Raw genomic sequence first — 16693 nt, forward strand, 5'->3', positions numbered from 1 at the left:
GAAACCAAAAAAGAGTTTTACAATTCGAAAGAGCTTACTATACTGTATGTATAAACAGTGGATATATGTACAGTTAATCGTTCGATAGTTGTAGTGATAGGAGGGAAAATGCAGGACTACCTTTTGGAGTCGTTGAAGCTCCAGCGCATTGATTTTTTTATCAAGCTTGTAGCGGCTAGTGAGTGTAGCGACGAAGAAAAGCGGCTGGCTATCCAGTGGGTTTCTGAGCTGACGGATGAGCTGATGGCAAAAATCAGAAGTCATGAATATAGCCGTTCAATGGATGTAACCAGCTAAAGGTGGCCTCTTATGCGTGTCGAAATAATGATTGATAAAGAACAGAAAATTAGCCAGGCGACACTGGAAGCATTAGAGGCAGAGCTTTATCGAAACCTGCAACCTCTGTATCCCAAAACCACGATCCGCATTCGTAAGGGCAGCACAAATGGCATTGAGTTGAGTGGTGTAAAACTTGATGAAGATAAAAAACACGTAATGGAAATCATGCAGCAGGTCTGGGAGGACGATAGCTGGCTCCACTAACTAACCTTGCTGGCAGCAGAATTACTTTTCTGACGCCAGCAAGGTTTAACAACGAGTGTAGCGAGGCGTTAGGATAGAATCATCAATAAGGTGCCTATACAGCAACATTATGTAGTTCAGACACCATGGTCTTCATTGAAGTTGGAGTCGAAAGGTTATGATAAACATGCTTTTGATGATACATTTCTGCCTTTAGTAGTCGTTTTATATCTATAAATCAACTATTTCAATAGCTTATGAATGATTGCTTTATGGTATTGAAGTCGCTCGATGTCTTAGCAATTCTTAGCTAAAATAGGAGGCGTTAACGGAGAGGAAGTTATGTCTAAAATTTATGCAATTGACCTTTTTTGCGGTGCGGGTGGTTTGACCCATGGACTAATACAAGCTGGGATAAATGTAATTGCTGGTATTGATTTAGATCCTGATTGCCAGTGGGCCTATGAGCATAACAATAAGACTAAATACATAAATTCGGACATTAGCGATGTGACCGGACAAGATCTGATGCGTTTGTGGCCCTCAGATGGTCTAAGGTTGCTTGCTGGTTGTGCTCCTTGCCAACCATTCTCAAGCTATCGCAAGGGTAAAATTGAGTCTGAGGACGGTAAGTGGAAGCTTTTAGGTGAGTTTGGTCGTTTGGTCAAAGAGTGCGATCCTGATCTGATAACTATGGAAAATGTTCCAAGGTTACAAAAGCATAAGATTTTCACTGAGTTTGTTAAAGACCTTAAAACCAGTGGGTATAAAGTTTGGCATGGTATTGTAGATTGCCAACAATACGGTGTTCCTCAGAAAAGACAGCGATTAGTTTTACTTGCTTCAAAGATTAACGATGTTGCGTTAATCCCTCCAACTCATTCAGAAGACAATTATGTGACAGTTAAAGATGTCATTTCGCATTTGCCAGAGATAAAACCAGGCCAGTCTGATGATAAAGACCCCCTGCATGTGGCTCAAGGTATGAGTCCATTGAACTTAGAAAGGATACGCCAATCAAAACCTGGTGGAACTTGGAAGGATTGGGATCCAGAGTTGGTGGCAGCTTGCCATAAAAAAAGTAGCGGTAAAACTTATACTAGTGTTTACGGACGTATGAAATGGGACGAGCCAGCCCCTACAATGACCACACTCTGTTTCGGATTTGGTAATGGTAGATTTGGTCACCCGCAGCAGGATAGGGCTATCTCTTTACGTGAGGCAGCCATCCTTCAAAGTTTTCCGGGCAACTATGTTTTTTCTGAACCTGGCGAAAAGATCACATTTGCTACTGTGGGCCGCTTGATCGGAAATGCTGTTCCGGTAAAACTAGGAGAAGTAGTTGGGAAGTCACTTATCAATAGTCTATAAGGGGAAGCAGGGCTGATGGCGGAGCACAGTGAAGTTTTACCGCAGGGTGAATTATCTACGCATACCTATGAGATGCAGGTAAGTTTGAGCGTCTTAGGGCATCTGGGTATCAATCTCTATAGTAATGTGGCTGCAGTGATTACTGAAACTGTTGCTAATGCTTGGGATGCTGATGCTTCCGAGGTTCATATAAAACTTACCCCTGATGAGATCACTATATCAGATAATGGTTTTGGAATGACCATCAATGATATGAATTCAAAATACCTAACTGTTGGTTACCAAAAAAGAAATAATAAAGACCAACTTTTAACTCCTAAGGGGCGTTTGCCCATGGGAAGGAAAGGTATTGGTAAATTATCATTATTTTCGATTGCAAAGACTGTTATCGTTGAATCTATCAAAGATGGCGAGCAGCATGGCTTAATTATGGAAGTGCCGGCAATTGAACATGCTATTAAGAGTGGCGCAGGTAGATATTACCCGGAGCCGCTTGATGCGTCTCAAGTTACTGTTAGCCAAGGTACTCTTGTGACTTTACGAGATTTAAATCGTTCCCGAATACCTGCAACTGCATCAGCGCTGCGTAAAAAATTAGCCAGACGATTCTCAATTATTGGTAGCAATGATTTTAAAGTTTATGTAGATGGGGTTGAGGTTACTGCAAAAGAACGTGAGGATTTAAAGCATGTTCAATTTGTGTGGGATCTTAATTCTGGAATAGATTTTTTAAAGGAATGTCCAGGGCTAATTACAGTAACTGATATCTCCTCTGCTTTGGTAGAGAGTCCGCATTTCGATCCAAAATGGAACATTAAAGGATGGATTGGAAGTATTAAACAACCTAGCCAATTAAATACCCCAGAAGGGAATCTTAACAGCATAGTTGTTTTGTCTAGGGGAAGACTGTTCCAAGAAAATATTTTGGATGATATCAATGATGGCGGTATATATACAAAATATCTAACTGGTCAGCTTGAAGCGGATTTTTTAGATACAGATGAAGATGAAGATATTGCAACAAGCGATAGACAACGAGTTGTTGAGGATGATCCTAGATATCAATACCTTAAATCATTAGTTAAAATTGCATTGCGAAAAGTAGCTGGTCAATGGAGTACTTTACGTGAAATGCAAGGTGCTAAGGAAGCAAAAGAGTCAAACCCTGTTCTTGTTGAATGGATTAGCTCTTTAAAACCAGCTTCACAAGGATATGCGGAAAAGATGATTGCTCAGATTGAGTCTTTACCTTTAGAAGATAAGCCTCAAGAGAAAAAAGAGTTATTTAAGCACGCTATCTTTGCGTTTGAACGTTTGCGAATAAAAGAAATGTCACGGGAATTAGCCGAGGCAGTTATATTTAATGCTGAAAAACTCTTACCGCTTCTAGAAAAGCAAGATGATCTAGAGGCTACGTTATATTATGAAATAGCAAAAAGTCGAGTGGATGTTATCCAAAGCTTCAAGGGGCTGGTTGATAACGATGAGAAGGAAAAGGTTTTACAACGTTATCTTTTTGAGCACCTTTGGCTATTAGATCCTTCTTGGGAAAGGATTGATGGTTCCCCATTAATGGAATCTAGAGTTAACCAAGAGTGGGATAAAATTGATGCTGGACTTACTGATGATGAGCGAAAAGGACGTATGGATATAAAATATCGTTCATCGGCAGGTAAGCATATTATCATTGAGCTTAAAAGAGCAAGTGTTTTGACCTCTGTTGCAACTTTGGTTGCTCAGGGAAATAAATACAGACAAGCTGTAATTAAATGTGCTAAAACTGTGGATCCATCATCAACGCCATCAATAGACGTAATTTTTGTTTTGGGTCGTGAACCTTCAGATTATTCTTTCGATCCTTCATATACTAACCTTCAGTTACAGTCCGTTAATGGCAGAGTTGTTTACTATGACGGTTTAATCAATAGTGCTCAAAATTCGTATCGGGAATACACTGAGAAGCAAGCGACCGTTGCTCGGATTGCTGAGATTGTAAAAAAACTAGACGACTAAATTGTAAGCATCTGCTGAATGCATGACTATGCTGCATGAATATGAATGATCGTTATAGGATCCTCTATGTCAAAGCCCGCCAGTTCTGGCGGGCTTTTGCTTATATCATGCAGGTGCATGAAAACCACTATGTAAAGCGGGCAGGCGTGGCGGGGATACGAGCGCGCGGCAGTGGGTTTAAATGAGGTTTCAAGATCCTTGTCTCATTTTCGTTTAAAGGGAAGTATTACCCTACATTCAACATGTGGAATGGAGATAGACATGGCATTTCAAATTGAGGCTGTTTGCCCCTGCTGTGGGGTTATTGCAAGTGGTGATCTGAACAAAATTGAAGACGTGTTTGGCTTTAGGACGGTGGAAGGAGAGCGATTGATCCCTCAATCGTATTGCCGAAAATGTCGTAGGTTAAGATGTTCCCCAAATGATAAAAAGTGCGGGGCTTAAAGGATGGCTATTTATTGTATAACCTATGACTTGAAGGCTCCGGGAAGAAACTACGATGCGGTTTTTGACTATCTAAAGCAGTTTACGTACTGTAAATATCTTGAATCATTTTGGTTAGTAGATACAACGCTGACCGCAGCTCAACTACGTGATGGACTCAAAGCCAAGGTCGATAGTAACGATATTGTATTTGTAGCTCGTTTAAAAGGGGATTGGGCATCAAGGCATTATCCATGCGGTGAATGGTTAAACTCCGAAAAAAGAAATTGGTAATGGATAAGGCCGCTCAGTCCGCGGCCTATATTAATGATTTAATTGGTTGATTTTTTTAATCTTTTTCATTCTGAATATCCAAAATGTATGGCTCGAAACGAATAACTTCGTCGCCAAGCCAGTTATTAAGTTCTTGCAGGCGCTTTTGCAGAGGTATCAACTCGTTGCGAACAAAGACGCGGCTGGCTTTCTCCACATCCCCAAATCCCCCAACATTACTTGGCATAATCCCCATCATCTGAGGCGGGACGCGGTGCGCTGCCATCATGTCGTCCCGGCTGACGTTCTTAATGTTCAGAAACTCATCTTTTGCCGCGACCTCTGACAGTGGGATGATCTGGATGCCGTCCTTTTTCCCGTTAGGCGAGTACATGAACAGGTTACGGAAGTTGCCCGGCCCTTTGGCACTTTTCATCGCCTGGCGGATGTTGTCTACATCCCCCTGGTTCTGCGCGGCGTCAGTCATGTACATGATAAAGCCAGCATGGCTGCCGTTGATGTAATACTTACGGCGGAACAGCGTTGCGGACTCATTCAGCAGCGCAGATGGAATAGCGGACAGATAGCCGGGCAGTCCGTAAATCTCTTGGTTAATATCCGGCTCAATAAGGTGAAAGACGCTGCCTGCTGTAAACTCATACGGCTGCGTTGTAAAACCATATTGCACATACCAGTAAGTATCGAGGTCCACCCCACGGCGGGTAAATTTCGCCAGTGCTGGTTCCAGCGAAAGCACGCCGCCGAGCCGGTTGGTGCGCTTCTCCAGATAGGCGTTACCAAAAACCAGATAATCCTGCACAAAACGGGTAAATGCCTGCTGGCTTAGCAGGCGGTGCGGAATGTAGGTGCTGCTGAGAATGTCTCGTTTAACGGCAAGCGGTGAGCTGTGATGAACAGCTGCGCGGTAGGTGCGCGCCAGCCCGTCAAAACTTACAGGTGGCTCATACCATCTGTCCATCTGCACGCATTCCACATAATCCAGCAACTCGCGGCGATCCAGTACCGGGATCGGGTCGCCAAAGCTGAATGTTTCTGCCGCTGCGCCGCCGCTGGTTTTTGTGCTGTGATTAGCCGCGGCGCGGCGGTTCTTACGTTTGCCCATCAGAAAATCTCCACAATGTTGCTGCTATTGGCGGCCTCGCCCTGCAGCGGTTCGTTAAACAGCGCGTGCATCGTTGCCCAGGCCAAATCTGCATGGCTGGCTTCTTCACTGCGGCTGGCTTCATATGTCGGGCGGTTGCCGCTGGCGGTGGTGGCCCGGCGGATTGCCATAAAGGATTGCGCTATGTCGGTGTGCCCGGCGTCGAACTCCAGGCGGCGGTGGCTGATAATGTCGTATGCCTTGAGGACCAGGGCGTTTTTGACGTTCGGGTTATAGACGAACTCGCGGACGGCGGGGAAAAAGGCTTTGACGTTCTCATAGACGCCGTGGCCCACGCCGGTCGAGTCGATGCCGATATAGGTCACGTTGTATTGCTGCGTGAGAGCTTTGATAGCGTCGGCCTGTGCGCGGAAGTCCATTCCGCGCCACTGGCGGCGCTCCAGAATACGGAACTTGCCGCCCGATACTGATGGCGGGGCAATGACGACGCACCCGGCGCTATCACCGTTCTGCGTACCTTTCGCCGGGTCATAACCGATCCAGACTTCACGCCAGCCAAACGGACGCAGCGCCAGCGCCTGAAAATCAGACCAGACTTCCCAGCTATCCACCATGCAGGCCTGCAGCTCGCTGAGCGGGAACACTGACGCCAGATCGTCAATAAATTCACACATCAGCAGGTTCTGGTATTCGTCAGGGCTGTATTCCATGCGCAACTGGTCGAGGTCGAACAGGTTACAGCCACCGCGCACGGCATCCTCAACGGTGACGATCTGGCGGTATTGTCCATCCGGACAAAGCACGCCGCGCGCCAGATTGGCGTGGGTCAGGTCAATGTCTACCTTGTCAGCTTTTGCGCGGCCCCGATTGAACAGGGCGCCGGACCAGAACGGATAGGCGCTGTGGGTCAGGCTGGACGGCGTGGAAAAATAGGTTTGCCGCCATTTTTTGTGAATCGCCATCCCTGATGCCACTTTGCGCAGCTCCTGGAATTTCGGTATCCAGAAATATTCATCAAGGTAAAGGTTGCCATGGTAGCTCTGCGCGGTGCGGGCGTTTGTGCCGAGGAAATACAGCGTTGCGCCGTTGCTGAGCGTCATCGGGTCGCCTTTCAGCTCCACATCAACCTCTTTTGCAAAGTCGATGATGTATTGCTTAAAGACGTGCGCCTGCGCCTTGCTGGCGGAGAGAAATATTTGATTGCGCCCGGTGGTGATGGCGTCGATCAGCGCCTCGCGGGCAAAGAAATACGTTGCGCCTATCTGACGGGATTTAAGCAGGTTGCGGATGCGGTGCTTAACGCCTGCCTGCCACCAATGGCGCTGATATTCGAACATGCCGCCACGGAATATTTCTTCCAGCTTTTCGATCTGCTCATCGGTGAAAACGTTCTTTTCAGGCTGGCGGCGAGGGCCTTTGTTGCGGTTGGCAACTTTCGGATTTAAATCTGCCTCGTTCCCGCCATTGTTGAATTTCCCGATCCGGGCGTGGCGCTCTGACTGACGTGCCAGTAGGTCAATTTCCTTAAAGTCTTTCCCTTCTTTCTGCTCCTTCATGATGAGCTGGCAATAGCGGGCTGCAGTGGTGAGCTGCATCTGATCGAGTGGGCCATACTCGCCCCACTTATCACGCTTTTTCCAGCTGTGAACGGTTGCAACTTTCTCGCCCAGCATTTCAGCAATGCGGGCTACGCGGTATCCCTGAAAATACAGCAGCATTGCCTGCCTGCGGGGATCGAGGTCTGCGGGGGTCATGGTTTCCATGGCTCAAACATACGGCCTTGATTGCAGCCTTTCCCTGACTGCGTTTTGTGTGGTTTATCGCACAAGGTGCGCGCGTTGTTTCACCCCCTCCATCACAGCAAACATAAGGCTCCAGTAAGTTTTCTAACGGAGCACAGCTCATGACAGTGAAAGCAAAGCGTTTCCGTATTGGGGTGGAAGGTGCCACCACTGACGGACGCGAAATCCAGCGTGACTGGCTGATTCAGATGGCTGCCAGCTATAACCCGTCGGTCTATACCGCGCTGATCAACCTTGAACACATTAAATCCTACATGCCGGACAGCACTTTTAACCGTTACGGCAAGGTAGCGGCGCTGGTTGCAGAGGAAATCAGTGATGGCCCACTGGCGGGCAAGATGGCGCTTTATGCCGATGTGGAGCCAACGGATTCACTGGTGGAACTGGTTAAAAAAGGCCAGAAGCTGTTCACCTCCATGGAGGTCAGCCCGAAATTTGCGGATACCGGTAAAGCCTATCTGGTGGGGCTGGCAGCAACTGACGATCCGGCAAGTCTGGGCACGGAAATGCTGGCTTTCAGCGCCAGTGCTGCGCATAACCCGCTGGCGAACCGCAAGCAGAACCCTGAAAACCTCTTTTCCGCCGCAGCAGAAACGGTGATCGAACTGGAAGAAGTCCAGGACGAAAAGCCGAACCTCTTTTCCCGCGTTGCTGCGATGTTCAGCAAAAAAGAACAAAGCGACGATGCGCGATTCTCTGATGTGTATAAAGCCGTGGAGCTGCTGGCAACTGAGCAGCAGAGCCTGGGCGACAGCACGCAAAAATCCTTATCTGAGCAGGGCACGCGCCTTTCTGAACTGGAAACAGCGCTGCAGGCGCAAACCACGGCATTTGCCGAGCTGCAGCAGAAGCTGAGCCAGGAAGATAGCCGCAAAGATTTTCGCCAGCGTACGCCGGGCGGCTCTGCGCCTGCTGGCTCCCTGACCAATTGCTGATGGAGCATAAAACCCGATGAAACAGAAAACTAAATTTGCATTCAATGCCTACCTGCAGCAGCTGGCCCGCCTGAACGGTGTGGAGGTGGAGGAGCTTTCCAGCAAGTTCACCGTTGAGCCGTCCGTACAGCAGACGCTGGAGGATGAGATCCAGCAGTCCGCTGCATTTCTGACGCTGGTTAACGTCTCGCCGGTAGATGAACAGTCCGGGCAGCTGCTGGGGCTGGGCGTAGGTAGCACCGTTGCCGGAACCACCGACACCACCAAACAGGACCGTGAGCCTACCGATCCGATGGTGATGGTGGATGTGGAATACAAATGCGAGCAGACCAACTATGACACGGTGCTGACCTACGCGAAGCTGGACCTGTGGGCTAAATTCCAGGACTTCCAGGTGCGCGTGCGTAACGCCATCATCAAGCGTCAGGCGCTGGACCGCATCATGATTGGCTTTAACGGCGTGAACCGCGCCAAAACCTCTGACCGTTCCGCTAACCCTCTGCTGCAGGATGTGAACAAAGGCTGGCTGCAGAAAATCCGCGAAGATGCACCGGATCACGTTATGGGCAGCACCACCAAAGACGGCGTAACCACTAAAGGCGCGGTGAAAGTGGGTAAAGGCGCGTCGGGGCTGGATGAAAAAGGCTACGAAAATCTGGACGCCGTGGTGATGGATGCCGTCAACGAGCTAATTGATGTGGTGTACCAGGACGATGATGAACTGGTGGTGATCTGTGGTCGTGAGCTGTTGTCCGACAAGTATTTCCCTCTCGTCAACAAAGACCAGGAAAACAGTGAAAAGCTGGCTGCCGATCTCATTATCAGCCAGAAACGCATGGGTGGCCTGCAGGCGGTCCGCGCGCCGTTCTTCCCGGCAAATGCCCTGCTGATCACTCGTCTGGATAACCTGTCCATTTACTGGCAGGCAGATACCCGCCGCCGTTCTGTCATTGATAACCCGAAACGCGATCGCATTGAAAACTTTGAATCGGTCAATGAGGCGTTTGTGGTGGAGGACTACCGCTGCGCGGCCCTGGTCGAAAACATCGAGTACGGTGATTTCAGTACTCCAGCACCAGATGCCGGGGAGTAATGCATGAGCCTGAGTCCCGCAAGGCAGCACCGCCTGCGCGTCCAGGCTGAACAGGCCGCCCGGCAGGGCGGCAGTGTTCGCCACGCGTCAGGTTATGACCTGATGCTGCTGCAGCTGGCGGAGGACCGCCGCCGCCTTAAAGGCATTCAGTCCACGGTAACAAAGGCGCAAATCAAAGTTGAGCTGCTGCCTAAGTATGCCGCCTGGGCGGAGGGGGTGCTGGCTGCCGGAGGTACGCAGCAGGACGATGTGCTGATGTTCGTGATGCTCTGGCGTATTGATGCCGGTGATTATGCCGGAGCGCTGGAAATCGGGCGTCATGCATTGCGTCAGGGTTGGGTGATGCCAATTGGCAATCGGAACGTGCAGACGGTGCTGGCGGAAGAAATTGCAGACGCGGCGCAAAGCGCCCTGATTGCCGCAACGGGCTTTGACGCTGAGCCGCTTCTGCAGACGCTGGACCTTACCGCCGATCACGATATGCCGGATCAGTCACGGGCGCGACTGCATAAAGCAATCGGCCTTGTGCTGGCTGAATCCAGCCCCGCATCAGCGCTTAACCACCTCAACCATGCGCTGCAGCTCGATAACCACTGTGGCGTGAAGAAAGATAAACAGCAACTGGAGCGCCGTTTGCGCGCCGCCGGTAGCTGACCGAACGTGCCCCGCGCACGGGCGGCACGGGGTGGCGAAAGGCAACGCCACATCAAAACCCCGTCCACCGCCCTCTAATCTGGAGAAAGCCGCATGAAGTTTGTTGCGCCCGAACAGGCACCGGAACAGGCCGAAGTCATCAAAAATACGCCGTTCTGGCCTGATGTTGATTTGTCGGAATTTCGCAGCGTGATGCGAACGGACGGCACGGTGACGGCACCACGTTTAAAGCAGTTGATCCTTTCTGCTATGTCAGAGGTTAACGCAGAGCTTTACACCTTCCGCCAGCGCCAGCAGATGCTGGGGTTTATGACGCTGGCAGATGTGCCTGCGGAGCAGCTGGACGGTAAAAGCGAGCGTATCCACCACTATCACAATGCTGTTTTTTGCTGGGCGCGTGCGCAGGTCAATGAGCGTTATCAGGACTATGACGCCACGGCGTCCGGCGTGAAGCGGGGAGAGGAGCTGGCGGAGGCCAGCGGCGACCTGTGGCGGGATGCCCGCTGGGCTATCAGCCGGGTACAGGATGCGCCGCACTGCACGGTGGAGCTGATCTGATGAAAGTGCGTGCGTACCAGAATGACACGGTGGACGCGCTTTGCTGGCGTCATTACGGACGCACGCAGGGCGTCACGGAACAGGTACTGCAGGCAAATCCGGGGCTGGCTGAATATGGCCCATTTTTACCACACGGCCTGCAGGTGGAGCTGCCGGATATTGCCACCACGACCACGGTGCAGACCGTCCAGCTATGGGACTGAACTATGACGCTTGAACGAATCAGCGCCTTTGTTACGTACTGCATCGCCTTATTCATGGCGAAGCTTGGGAACTTTGATCTGCAGGCTGCAGCGACCATCACCGGAATGGTGCTGGGTTTGTGCATGTTTCTGGTCAGCTGGTACTACCGGCACAAGACCTATCAGCTGCTTGCCAGCGGGAAAATCAGCCGGGGTGAATATGAGTCTGCGGGCCGTTAAAAACTGCGTTATCGGTGTGGTGCTGGCGATTGCCGCCACGCTGCCGGGTTTTCAGCAACTCCACACATCAGTGGAAGGATTAAAGCTGATTGCGGATTACGAGGGATGCCGCCTGCAGCCTTATCAGTGTGATGCGGGGGTGTGGACTGACGGCATCGGCAACACGTCAGGCGTGAAGCCGGGCAGGACCATTACAGAACGGCAGGCGGCGGGAAACTTCATCACCAACGTGCTGGGGGTTGAAACCGCGCTGGCACGCTGTGTCCTGGTGGATGTTCCGCAGTTTGTCTATGACGCGCTGGTGTCTCTGGCCTTTAACGTTGGGACCGGCAATGCCTGCAGTTCCACCATGGTGAAGTTTATTAATCAGAAGCGCTGGCGGGATGCGTGCTATCAGCTGCCGCGCTGGGTGTATGTCAACGGTGTATTTAATCAGGGGCTGGATAACCGCCGCGCGCGGGAACTGTCCTGGTGCTTAAAAGGGGCGGAACGGAATGAAAAGTAAAGTGATGAATGTGATTTTCCAGCTGGCATGGCTGGCGCTGTTAGTGATTACCCTGTTTTTCCCGCGTAGCGCGGCGCCGGTCGTACTGGCGGCGCTGGTCTGGGTGGCTTGCTTCCTTTGCTGGTTGATTGCTCTGGTGTGCGCTGTGGGCTGGTTTGCCGGAGGCCGCGCGCGTGATGAGGTTCTGGAAGGACTGAGAATATTTAAAAAATTACCCCGCAAACCTGTGCGCAGTTGGGGAATGCGGCTGGTGATCATTCTGGGCCTCGCCTGTTCGGGGTGGGTGATCACCCTGGTGTTTTACCTGCTTACGCTGGTTATGTATCAGATTGCCCGCGTGCAGCTGGCAGAGCCAGTGGTGGCCTGATGCGCATACTGGCGGCGGTGGTGGTGCTGGTTCTTGTCTTGCTTGGCTGGCAATCGTGGCAGCTGAGCAAGGCCCGGCAGACGATTGAGCTGCAGGGACGTGATCTGGAAGCCAGTAAGGAAAAACAGGCCCGCGCCAATAGTCAGCTGATCGCGCTGTCTATTCTGACCGAAACCAACAACCGGGAGCAGGCGCGGCTTTATGCGGCGGCGGAAGAATCCACCGCGCAGCTGCGCCAGCGGCAACGGCGTATTGAGGAGCTTAAACGTGAAAACGATGATTTGCGGCGCTGGTCTGATACTCCTTTGCCTCCTGACGTTATCAGGTTGCGGGACCGCCCCGCGCTCGCCGGAGGTGCAGCTTACCGTGAATGGCTGTCCGAAAATAACGCAGTGCCTCCTGCAAAAGTCGTCAGCCAGGACTAATGGCGATCTGCTTACGGCGGCTGATGAAGCCGAGGCTGCATGGGCCATCTGCGCCGATAAGGTGGATGTGATTATTGCCTGCCAGGAGCGAAACAGTGAACAAGCCTCAATCCTTACGCCACGCGCTCAATAAGTCGGTGCAGTACGTCCGGGAAAACCCGGACAAGCTGCATATGTTCGTGGACAAAGGCGCAGTAGTGGCGACCGGTGCGCCGTCTATTTCATGGGAATACCGGTACACCCTGAATGTGGTGATAGTCGATTTTAGTGGCGACCAGAATTTACTGATGGCGCCGATCCTTCAATGGCTGAGTGTTAACCAGCCTGACGCCATTAATAACCCGGAGCTGAGGGAAAAACTATTCATCTTTGAAGTGGATATCCTGCGCAATGATATTTGCGATATCAGCATAGACCTGCAGCTGACGGAGCGTGTTGTGGTCAGCACTGATGGCGGCGTGTCGAGCGTGGAAGCCGTGCCGGAGCCGGAAAACCCTGATGATGCTATGTGGACGGTGAAACGTGGATGAGCTGCAGCAGGTTGATGCGTGGCTGACGGCGCTGCTGGCTAACCTGGGACCAGCAGAACGGAAGCGAATGCTGCGCGAGCTGGCGCAGCAGCTGCGCCGGACGCAACAACAAAACATCAGGCTGCAGCGCAACCCGGACGGTAGCGGATACGAGCCGCGCCGCGTCACGGCACGCACAAAGCAGGGACGCATCAAGCGGCAGATGTTTACTAAATTGCGCACCGCTAAATACCTGAAAGCCACCGCCAGCGCAGACTCTGCCAGCGTGCAGTTTGAGGGGCGAGTGCAGCGAATTGCCCGCGTTCACCACTATGGCCTGCGCGATAGAGTCAGCCGCAAAGGGCCGGAAATCCGCTACACGGAACGCCGCCTGCTGGGCGTAAACGATGAAGTGGAAACGATAACCCGTGACACGTTGCTGCGCTGGCTTGCGGGGTGATCTTTGTGTCAATGCTGGTACAAGTCACCGCGCTGCCTCCTTTTTCTCTCTGATGGCAACCTTTCCTTATGAATGCACAGCTAACAGAAATCATGCGCCTTATCACCAATCTGATCCGCACCGGTACGGTGATCGATGTGGACCGGAAGAACTGGCTATGCCGGGTGAAAACAGGCGACCTCGAAACCAACTGGATTAACTGGCTGACCTGCCGCGCCGGTAAATCGCGCACGTGGTGGAAACCGTCAGTGGGTGAGCAGGTTGTGCTGCTGAGTCTGGGCGGCAATCTGGAAACCGCCTTTGCGCTGCCTGCCGTCTATTCCAATCAGTACCCACCGCCGTCTGATTCTGAGGACGGCAGCGTGACCGAATATGACGATGGCGGCTGGTTTGAATACGACCCAGCCACGGGCCGCTGGTACGTCCGGGGCATCAAATCCATGGTGATCGAGGCTGCTGATAACGTCACTTTTAAAACCAGTGAGTTTGTGGTGGTGGCTGACAATACGCGGATTAACAGTGATGTGGTGATTAACGGCGGCGTTACCCAGGGCGGCGGCGCCATGAGTTCAAACGGTATTGTGGTCGATAAGCACGGTCATGATGGCGTGAAAGCTGGCAACGATACATCAGGGGGCCGGTATGACGATGTATCTGGGCATGAATCAGGCCAACGGAAAAGCGATCACTGATACGGACCATTTGCGGCAGTCGGTGAGGGATATTTTGCTGACGCCGCAGGGCAGCCGGATTGCCCGCCGGGAATATGGCTCGCTGCTTTCTGAGCTTATCGATCAACCCCAGAACCCGGCGCTGCGCCTGCAGGTTATGTCTGCTGTTTATGTGGCGCTGAGCCGCTGGGAACCCCGCCTGACGCTGGATGCCATTTCTATCAGCACAAATTTTGATGGCTCGATGGTGGTGGAGCTTTCCGGGCAGCGCAACGATGGCGCCGCAGTTTCTCTTTCCATATCGACAGGAGCTGAAAATGGCAGTAATTGACCTTTCCCAACTGCCGCCGCCGCAGATTGTGGATGTGCCGGATTTTGAAGCGCTACTGGCGGAACGCAAGGCGGATTTTGTCGCGCTTTACCCTACTGATGAGCAGGAGGCAGTGATGCGCACGCTGGCGATGGAGTCTGAACCAATAGTGAAGCTACTGCAGGAAAGTACTTACCGTGAAATTTTGCTGCGTCAGCGCATTAACGAAGCCGCACAGGCTGTTATGGCTGCGTATGCCATCGGCACTGACCTGGAACAGCTCGCGGCAAACAATAACGTTAAACGCCTGACGGTGACGCCTGCAGATGATGACGCTGTGCCGCCGGTCGCCGCCGTGATGGAAAGTGATGATGCATTGCGGCAGCGCGTGCCGGAAGCCTTTGAAGGGTTATCCGTTGCAGGGCCATCTGCAGCGTATGAGTTTCACGCTAAAAGTGCTGATGGTCGCGTGGCTGATGCCAGTGCGACCAGCCCGGCACCGGCGGAGGTGGTGCTTACTGTTCTGAGCCATGACGGGGATGGGACCGCATCAGAGGAACTGCTGGGCGCGGTGGCGCTGGCGGTAAACGGGGAAGATAAAAGGCCCATTGCGGATCGTGTCACGGTGCAGTCTGCCGCGATCCACCACTACAGCGTTAAAGCAAAACTGCATCTATTTGATGGCGTCATTGCAGGGCCATGCCTTGAGGCTGCAAACGCAAATTTAGCCGCATATCTGATTGAGCAAAAGCGCCTGGGGAGAAGCGTACGCGGTGAGTCTTATGGTGCGGTGTTACGTGTTGCCGGGGTGGATTGGGTAGAAATGATTGAACCTGCCGCCGATATCATTATGGACCGCACGGCATCGGGCTTTTGCGATGGGTGTGATGTATCGGTGGCGAGTGAGGACGCCGGGAATGAGTAACAGCACGCTCCTGCCGCCTGGCTCATCTGCGCTTGAGCGTCGCCTGGCACTGACCTGCAGCGGCATTTCTGATCTGCAGGTTCCGCTGCGTGACCTGTGGAATCCAGCAACGTGTCCGGTGCGCTTCCTGCCTTATCTAGCATGGGCTTTTTCAGTGGACCGCTGGGACGAAAGCTGGGCCGAAAGTACAAAACGCCAGGTGGTGCAGGATGCTTTCTTTATCCATCAGCACAAAGGGACGATCAGCGCTGTCCGGCGTGTAGTGCAGCCGTTTGGTTTCCTGATCCGTGTGCTGGAGTGGTGGCAGACCGGGGAAGTACCGGGAACTTTTCGGCTTGATATTGGGGGGCAGGAGCAGGGGATTACGGAGGAAACCTATCTTGAGCTTGAGCGCCTAATCCGTGATGCGAAGCCTTGCAGCCGCCATCTGGTAGGTATGTCTATCAACCTGCAGACCTCCGGCACGTTTTACGCGGGTGCATCCAGTTACATCGGTGAAGAAATCACGGTTTATCCGTATATCACAGAAACCATTATTTCCGGCGGAGCCATCTACGATGGGGCTGCAGTCCATATTGCTGACACAATGAGAGTAAATCCATGACCGCAAAATATTACACATTACTAACGGAAGTGGGCGCAGCAAAGCTGGCAAACGCCACTGCGCTCGGTGTGCCGTTGAAATTAACGCATATGGCTGTAGGGGATGGCGGCGGTACGCTACCCACGCCGAGTAGCAAGCAGGTGGCGCTGGTAGGTGAAAAACGCCGGGCGGCGCTAAATTCGTTGTCTATTGACCCGCAGAACGCCAGCCAGATTATCGCTGAACAGGTTATTCCAGAAAGTGATGGCGGTTGGTGGGTTCGTGAAATAGGCCTGTTTGATGAAGCCGGCGATCTGATCGCTGTAGGAAACTGCCCGGAAAGCTATAAGCCGCAGTTGGCGGAGGGAAGCGGACGTACCCAGACAGTACGCATGGTGATTATTACCAGCAGCACCGATAACATCACGCTGAAAATCGATCCATCAGTGGTGCTGGCAACCCGTGGCTATGTAGATAACCTGATTGAAACCCGGCAACAGAAAAGTGACACCCTGACCGCACTGGCAGCTCTGAAACCGGCCAAGGGGAAGCTGCCATATTTCACAGCGGAAAAGGCAGCTGCGCTGGCTGACTTGAGCGACTTTATTCGTTTGATGCTGAATAAAGGCGATGCTGCAGGTGTTCTCGAATACCTTGGTTTAGGAAGTTTGCCAACATTCGGAACGGCAGCATCAAAAGATGTTGGTACCGGAGCTGGTCAAATCCCAGATATGTCGTCATTTCCTTGC

At 51.9% G+C, this 16693-nt stretch carries 24 protein-coding genes; 22 read left to right on the forward strand and 2 right to left on the reverse strand.

The features are described 5' to 3' along the window. Positions 1-108: 108 nt before the first annotated feature. From HII27_RS10875 to HII27_RS10895, 5 genes are all read left to right on the forward strand, one after another. Complete coding sequence (locus HII27_RS10875) at positions 109-297, forward strand: hypothetical protein (RefSeq protein ID WP_001154444.1); 189 nt, start codon at positions 109-111, stop codon at positions 295-297. Between the two features lie 12 nt (positions 298-309). Beyond that, positions 310-543: a DinI-like family protein gene (locus HII27_RS10880; protein ID WP_087898578.1), complete on the forward strand. Its 234-nt coding sequence runs from the start codon at positions 310-312 to the stop codon at positions 541-543. A gap of 321 nt (positions 544-864) precedes the next feature. After that, a complete protein-coding gene (locus HII27_RS10885) occupies positions 865-1893 on the forward strand; it encodes a DNA cytosine methyltransferase (protein WP_032414742.1) in 1029 nt (342 codons plus the stop codon). A gap of 15 nt (positions 1894-1908) precedes the next feature. After that, positions 1909-3906, forward strand: a complete 1998-nt coding sequence (locus tag HII27_RS10890; RefSeq protein WP_185667923.1) for a BbrUII/HgiDII family restriction enzyme — start codon at positions 1909-1911, stop codon at positions 3904-3906. 447 nt (positions 3907-4353) lie between these two features. Then, complete coding sequence (locus HII27_RS10895; protein WP_185667924.1) at positions 4354-4623, forward strand: hypothetical protein; 270 nt, start codon at positions 4354-4356, stop codon at positions 4621-4623. Between the two features lie 55 nt (positions 4624-4678). Here HII27_RS10895 and HII27_RS10900 read toward each other — a convergent pair whose 3' ends face one another. Together HII27_RS10900 and HII27_RS10905 are read right to left on the reverse strand one after the other, a co-directional pair. After that, the gene (locus HII27_RS10900) at positions 4679-5725 is read right to left on the reverse strand and encodes a phage portal protein (RefSeq protein WP_185667925.1); all 1047 of its coding nucleotides are present in this window, start codon (positions 5723-5725) and stop codon (positions 4679-4681) included. Further along, positions 5725-7488 (reverse strand): terminase ATPase subunit family protein, encoded by a 1764-nt coding sequence (locus HII27_RS10905; protein ID WP_185667926.1) that lies wholly within the window; start codon positions 7486-7488, stop codon positions 5725-5727. The genes HII27_RS10900 and HII27_RS10905 overlap by 1 nt, the downstream gene beginning before the upstream one ends. A 140-nt stretch (positions 7489-7628) precedes the next feature. On the opposite strand from HII27_RS10905, the gene HII27_RS10910 reads away from it, so the two are divergent. The 17 genes from HII27_RS10910 to HII27_RS27145 form a co-directional block, all read left to right on the forward strand. Beyond that, positions 7629-8462 (forward strand): GPO family capsid scaffolding protein, encoded by an 834-nt coding sequence (locus HII27_RS10910; protein ID WP_185667927.1) that lies wholly within the window; start codon positions 7629-7631, stop codon positions 8460-8462. A gap of 16 nt (positions 8463-8478) precedes the next feature. Beyond that, a complete protein-coding gene (locus HII27_RS10915; protein ID WP_185667928.1) occupies positions 8479-9555 on the forward strand; it encodes a phage major capsid protein, P2 family in 1077 nt (358 codons plus the stop codon). A gap of 3 nt (positions 9556-9558) precedes the next feature. After that, entirely contained in the window at positions 9559-10209 is a 651-nt protein-coding gene (locus HII27_RS10920; RefSeq protein WP_100194732.1) for a phage terminase small subunit, read from the forward strand. A gap of 93 nt (positions 10210-10302) precedes the next feature. Next, positions 10303-10767 (forward strand): head completion/stabilization protein, encoded by a 465-nt coding sequence (locus tag HII27_RS10925; RefSeq protein ID WP_032280589.1) that lies wholly within the window; start codon positions 10303-10305, stop codon positions 10765-10767. Beyond that, positions 10767-10970 carry a tail protein X gene (locus tag HII27_RS10930; RefSeq protein WP_032280591.1) on the forward strand — a complete coding sequence of 68 codons (204 nt, stop codon included), beginning with the start codon at positions 10767-10769 and terminating at the stop codon, positions 10968-10970. The genes HII27_RS10925 and HII27_RS10930 overlap by 1 nt, the downstream gene beginning before the upstream one ends. 3 nt (positions 10971-10973) lie before the next feature. Beyond that, on the forward strand, positions 10974-11189 hold the full coding sequence (locus HII27_RS10935) for an HP1 family phage holin (RefSeq protein ID WP_032299972.1): 216 nt from the start codon (positions 10974-10976) through the stop codon (positions 11187-11189). After that, positions 11170-11694: a lysozyme gene (locus HII27_RS10940; protein ID WP_185667929.1), complete on the forward strand. Its 525-nt coding sequence runs from the start codon at positions 11170-11172 to the stop codon at positions 11692-11694. Before HII27_RS10935 ends, HII27_RS10940 begins: the two co-directional genes overlap by 20 nt. Continuing rightward, on the forward strand, positions 11684-12061 hold the full coding sequence (locus HII27_RS10945) for a DNZ54_00345 family protein (RefSeq protein WP_185667930.1): 378 nt from the start codon (positions 11684-11686) through the stop codon (positions 12059-12061). The genes HII27_RS10940 and HII27_RS10945 overlap by 11 nt, the downstream gene beginning before the upstream one ends. Beyond that, positions 12061-12486 (forward strand): Rz-like lysis system protein LysB, encoded by a 426-nt coding sequence (gene lysB, locus HII27_RS10950; RefSeq protein WP_223883197.1) that lies wholly within the window; start codon positions 12061-12063, stop codon positions 12484-12486. The genes HII27_RS10945 and lysB overlap by 1 nt, the downstream gene beginning before the upstream one ends. Then, positions 12374-12619 carry an Rz1-like lysis system protein LysC gene (lysC, locus tag HII27_RS27140; protein ID WP_223883201.1) on the forward strand — a complete coding sequence of 82 codons (246 nt, stop codon included), beginning with the start codon at positions 12374-12376 and terminating at the stop codon, positions 12617-12619. The genes lysB and lysC overlap by 113 nt, the downstream gene beginning before the upstream one ends. After that, positions 12582-13016, forward strand: a complete 435-nt coding sequence (locus HII27_RS10955) for a phage tail protein (protein ID WP_185667931.1) — start codon at positions 12582-12584, stop codon at positions 13014-13016. Before lysC ends, HII27_RS10955 begins: the two co-directional genes overlap by 38 nt. Then, entirely contained in the window at positions 13009-13455 is a 447-nt protein-coding gene (locus tag HII27_RS10960) for a phage virion morphogenesis protein (protein WP_185667932.1), read from the forward strand. Before HII27_RS10955 ends, HII27_RS10960 begins: the two co-directional genes overlap by 8 nt. Before the next feature lie 68 nt (positions 13456-13523). Continuing rightward, entirely contained in the window at positions 13524-14147 is a 624-nt protein-coding gene (locus tag HII27_RS10965; protein ID WP_185667933.1) for a phage baseplate assembly protein V, read from the forward strand. Then, positions 14098-14457 carry a GPW/gp25 family protein gene (locus HII27_RS10970; protein WP_185667934.1) on the forward strand — a complete coding sequence of 120 codons (360 nt, stop codon included), beginning with the start codon at positions 14098-14100 and terminating at the stop codon, positions 14455-14457. The genes HII27_RS10965 and HII27_RS10970 overlap by 50 nt, the downstream gene beginning before the upstream one ends. Beyond that, positions 14444-15361 carry a baseplate J/gp47 family protein gene (locus HII27_RS10975; RefSeq protein WP_185667935.1) on the forward strand — a complete coding sequence of 306 codons (918 nt, stop codon included), beginning with the start codon at positions 14444-14446 and terminating at the stop codon, positions 15359-15361. The genes HII27_RS10970 and HII27_RS10975 overlap by 14 nt, the downstream gene beginning before the upstream one ends. Continuing rightward, complete coding sequence (locus HII27_RS10980; protein ID WP_185667936.1) at positions 15354-15965, forward strand: phage tail protein I; 612 nt, start codon at positions 15354-15356, stop codon at positions 15963-15965. The genes HII27_RS10975 and HII27_RS10980 overlap by 8 nt, the downstream gene beginning before the upstream one ends. Then, a partial coding sequence (locus HII27_RS27145; protein WP_223883198.1) for a phage tail protein occupies positions 15962-16693 on the forward strand: 732 nt, incomplete at its 3' end. The genes HII27_RS10980 and HII27_RS27145, both read left to right, overlap by 4 nt.

The organism is Kluyvera sichuanensis (genome assembly GCF_014218705.1).
Classification (GTDB): Bacteria; Pseudomonadota; Gammaproteobacteria; order Enterobacterales; family Enterobacteriaceae; genus Kluyvera; species Kluyvera sichuanensis.

Coding starts and splice junctions, on each gene's coding strand:
- HII27_RS10875 (WP_001154444.1), top strand. CDS start 109: ATGCAGGACTACCTTTTGGAGTCGTTGAAGCTCCAGCGCATTGATTTT.
- HII27_RS10880 (WP_087898578.1), top strand. CDS start 310: ATGCGTGTCGAAATAATGATTGATAAAGAACAGAAAATTAGCCAGGCG.
- HII27_RS10885 (WP_032414742.1), top strand. CDS start 865: ATGTCTAAAATTTATGCAATTGACCTTTTTTGCGGTGCGGGTGGTTTG.
- HII27_RS10890 (WP_185667923.1), top strand. CDS start 1,909: ATGGCGGAGCACAGTGAAGTTTTACCGCAGGGTGAATTATCTACGCAT.
- HII27_RS10895 (WP_185667924.1), top strand. CDS start 4,354: ATGGCTATTTATTGTATAACCTATGACTTGAAGGCTCCGGGAAGAAAC.
- HII27_RS10900 (WP_185667925.1), bottom strand. CDS start 5,725: ATGGGCAAACGTAAGAACCGCCGCGCCGCGGCTAATCACAGCACAAAA.
- HII27_RS10905 (WP_185667926.1), bottom strand. CDS start 7,488: ATGGAAACCATGACCCCCGCAGACCTCGATCCCCGCAGGCAGGCAATG.
- HII27_RS10910 (WP_185667927.1), top strand. CDS start 7,629: ATGACAGTGAAAGCAAAGCGTTTCCGTATTGGGGTGGAAGGTGCCACC.
- HII27_RS10915 (WP_185667928.1), top strand. CDS start 8,479: ATGAAACAGAAAACTAAATTTGCATTCAATGCCTACCTGCAGCAGCTG.
- HII27_RS10920 (WP_100194732.1), top strand. CDS start 9,559: ATGAGCCTGAGTCCCGCAAGGCAGCACCGCCTGCGCGTCCAGGCTGAA.
- HII27_RS10925 (WP_032280589.1), top strand. CDS start 10,303: ATGAAGTTTGTTGCGCCCGAACAGGCACCGGAACAGGCCGAAGTCATC.
- HII27_RS10930 (WP_032280591.1), top strand. CDS start 10,767: ATGAAAGTGCGTGCGTACCAGAATGACACGGTGGACGCGCTTTGCTGG.
- HII27_RS10935 (WP_032299972.1), top strand. CDS start 10,974: ATGACGCTTGAACGAATCAGCGCCTTTGTTACGTACTGCATCGCCTTA.
- HII27_RS10940 (WP_185667929.1), top strand. CDS start 11,170: ATGAGTCTGCGGGCCGTTAAAAACTGCGTTATCGGTGTGGTGCTGGCG.
- HII27_RS10945 (WP_185667930.1), top strand. CDS start 11,684: ATGAAAAGTAAAGTGATGAATGTGATTTTCCAGCTGGCATGGCTGGCG.
- lysB (WP_223883197.1), top strand. CDS start 12,061: ATGCGCATACTGGCGGCGGTGGTGGTGCTGGTTCTTGTCTTGCTTGGC.
- HII27_RS10965 (WP_185667933.1), top strand. CDS start 13,524: ATGAATGCACAGCTAACAGAAATCATGCGCCTTATCACCAATCTGATC.
- HII27_RS10970 (WP_185667934.1), top strand. CDS start 14,098: ATGACGATGTATCTGGGCATGAATCAGGCCAACGGAAAAGCGATCACT.
- HII27_RS10975 (WP_185667935.1), top strand. CDS start 14,444: ATGGCAGTAATTGACCTTTCCCAACTGCCGCCGCCGCAGATTGTGGAT.
- HII27_RS10980 (WP_185667936.1), top strand. CDS start 15,354: ATGAGTAACAGCACGCTCCTGCCGCCTGGCTCATCTGCGCTTGAGCGT.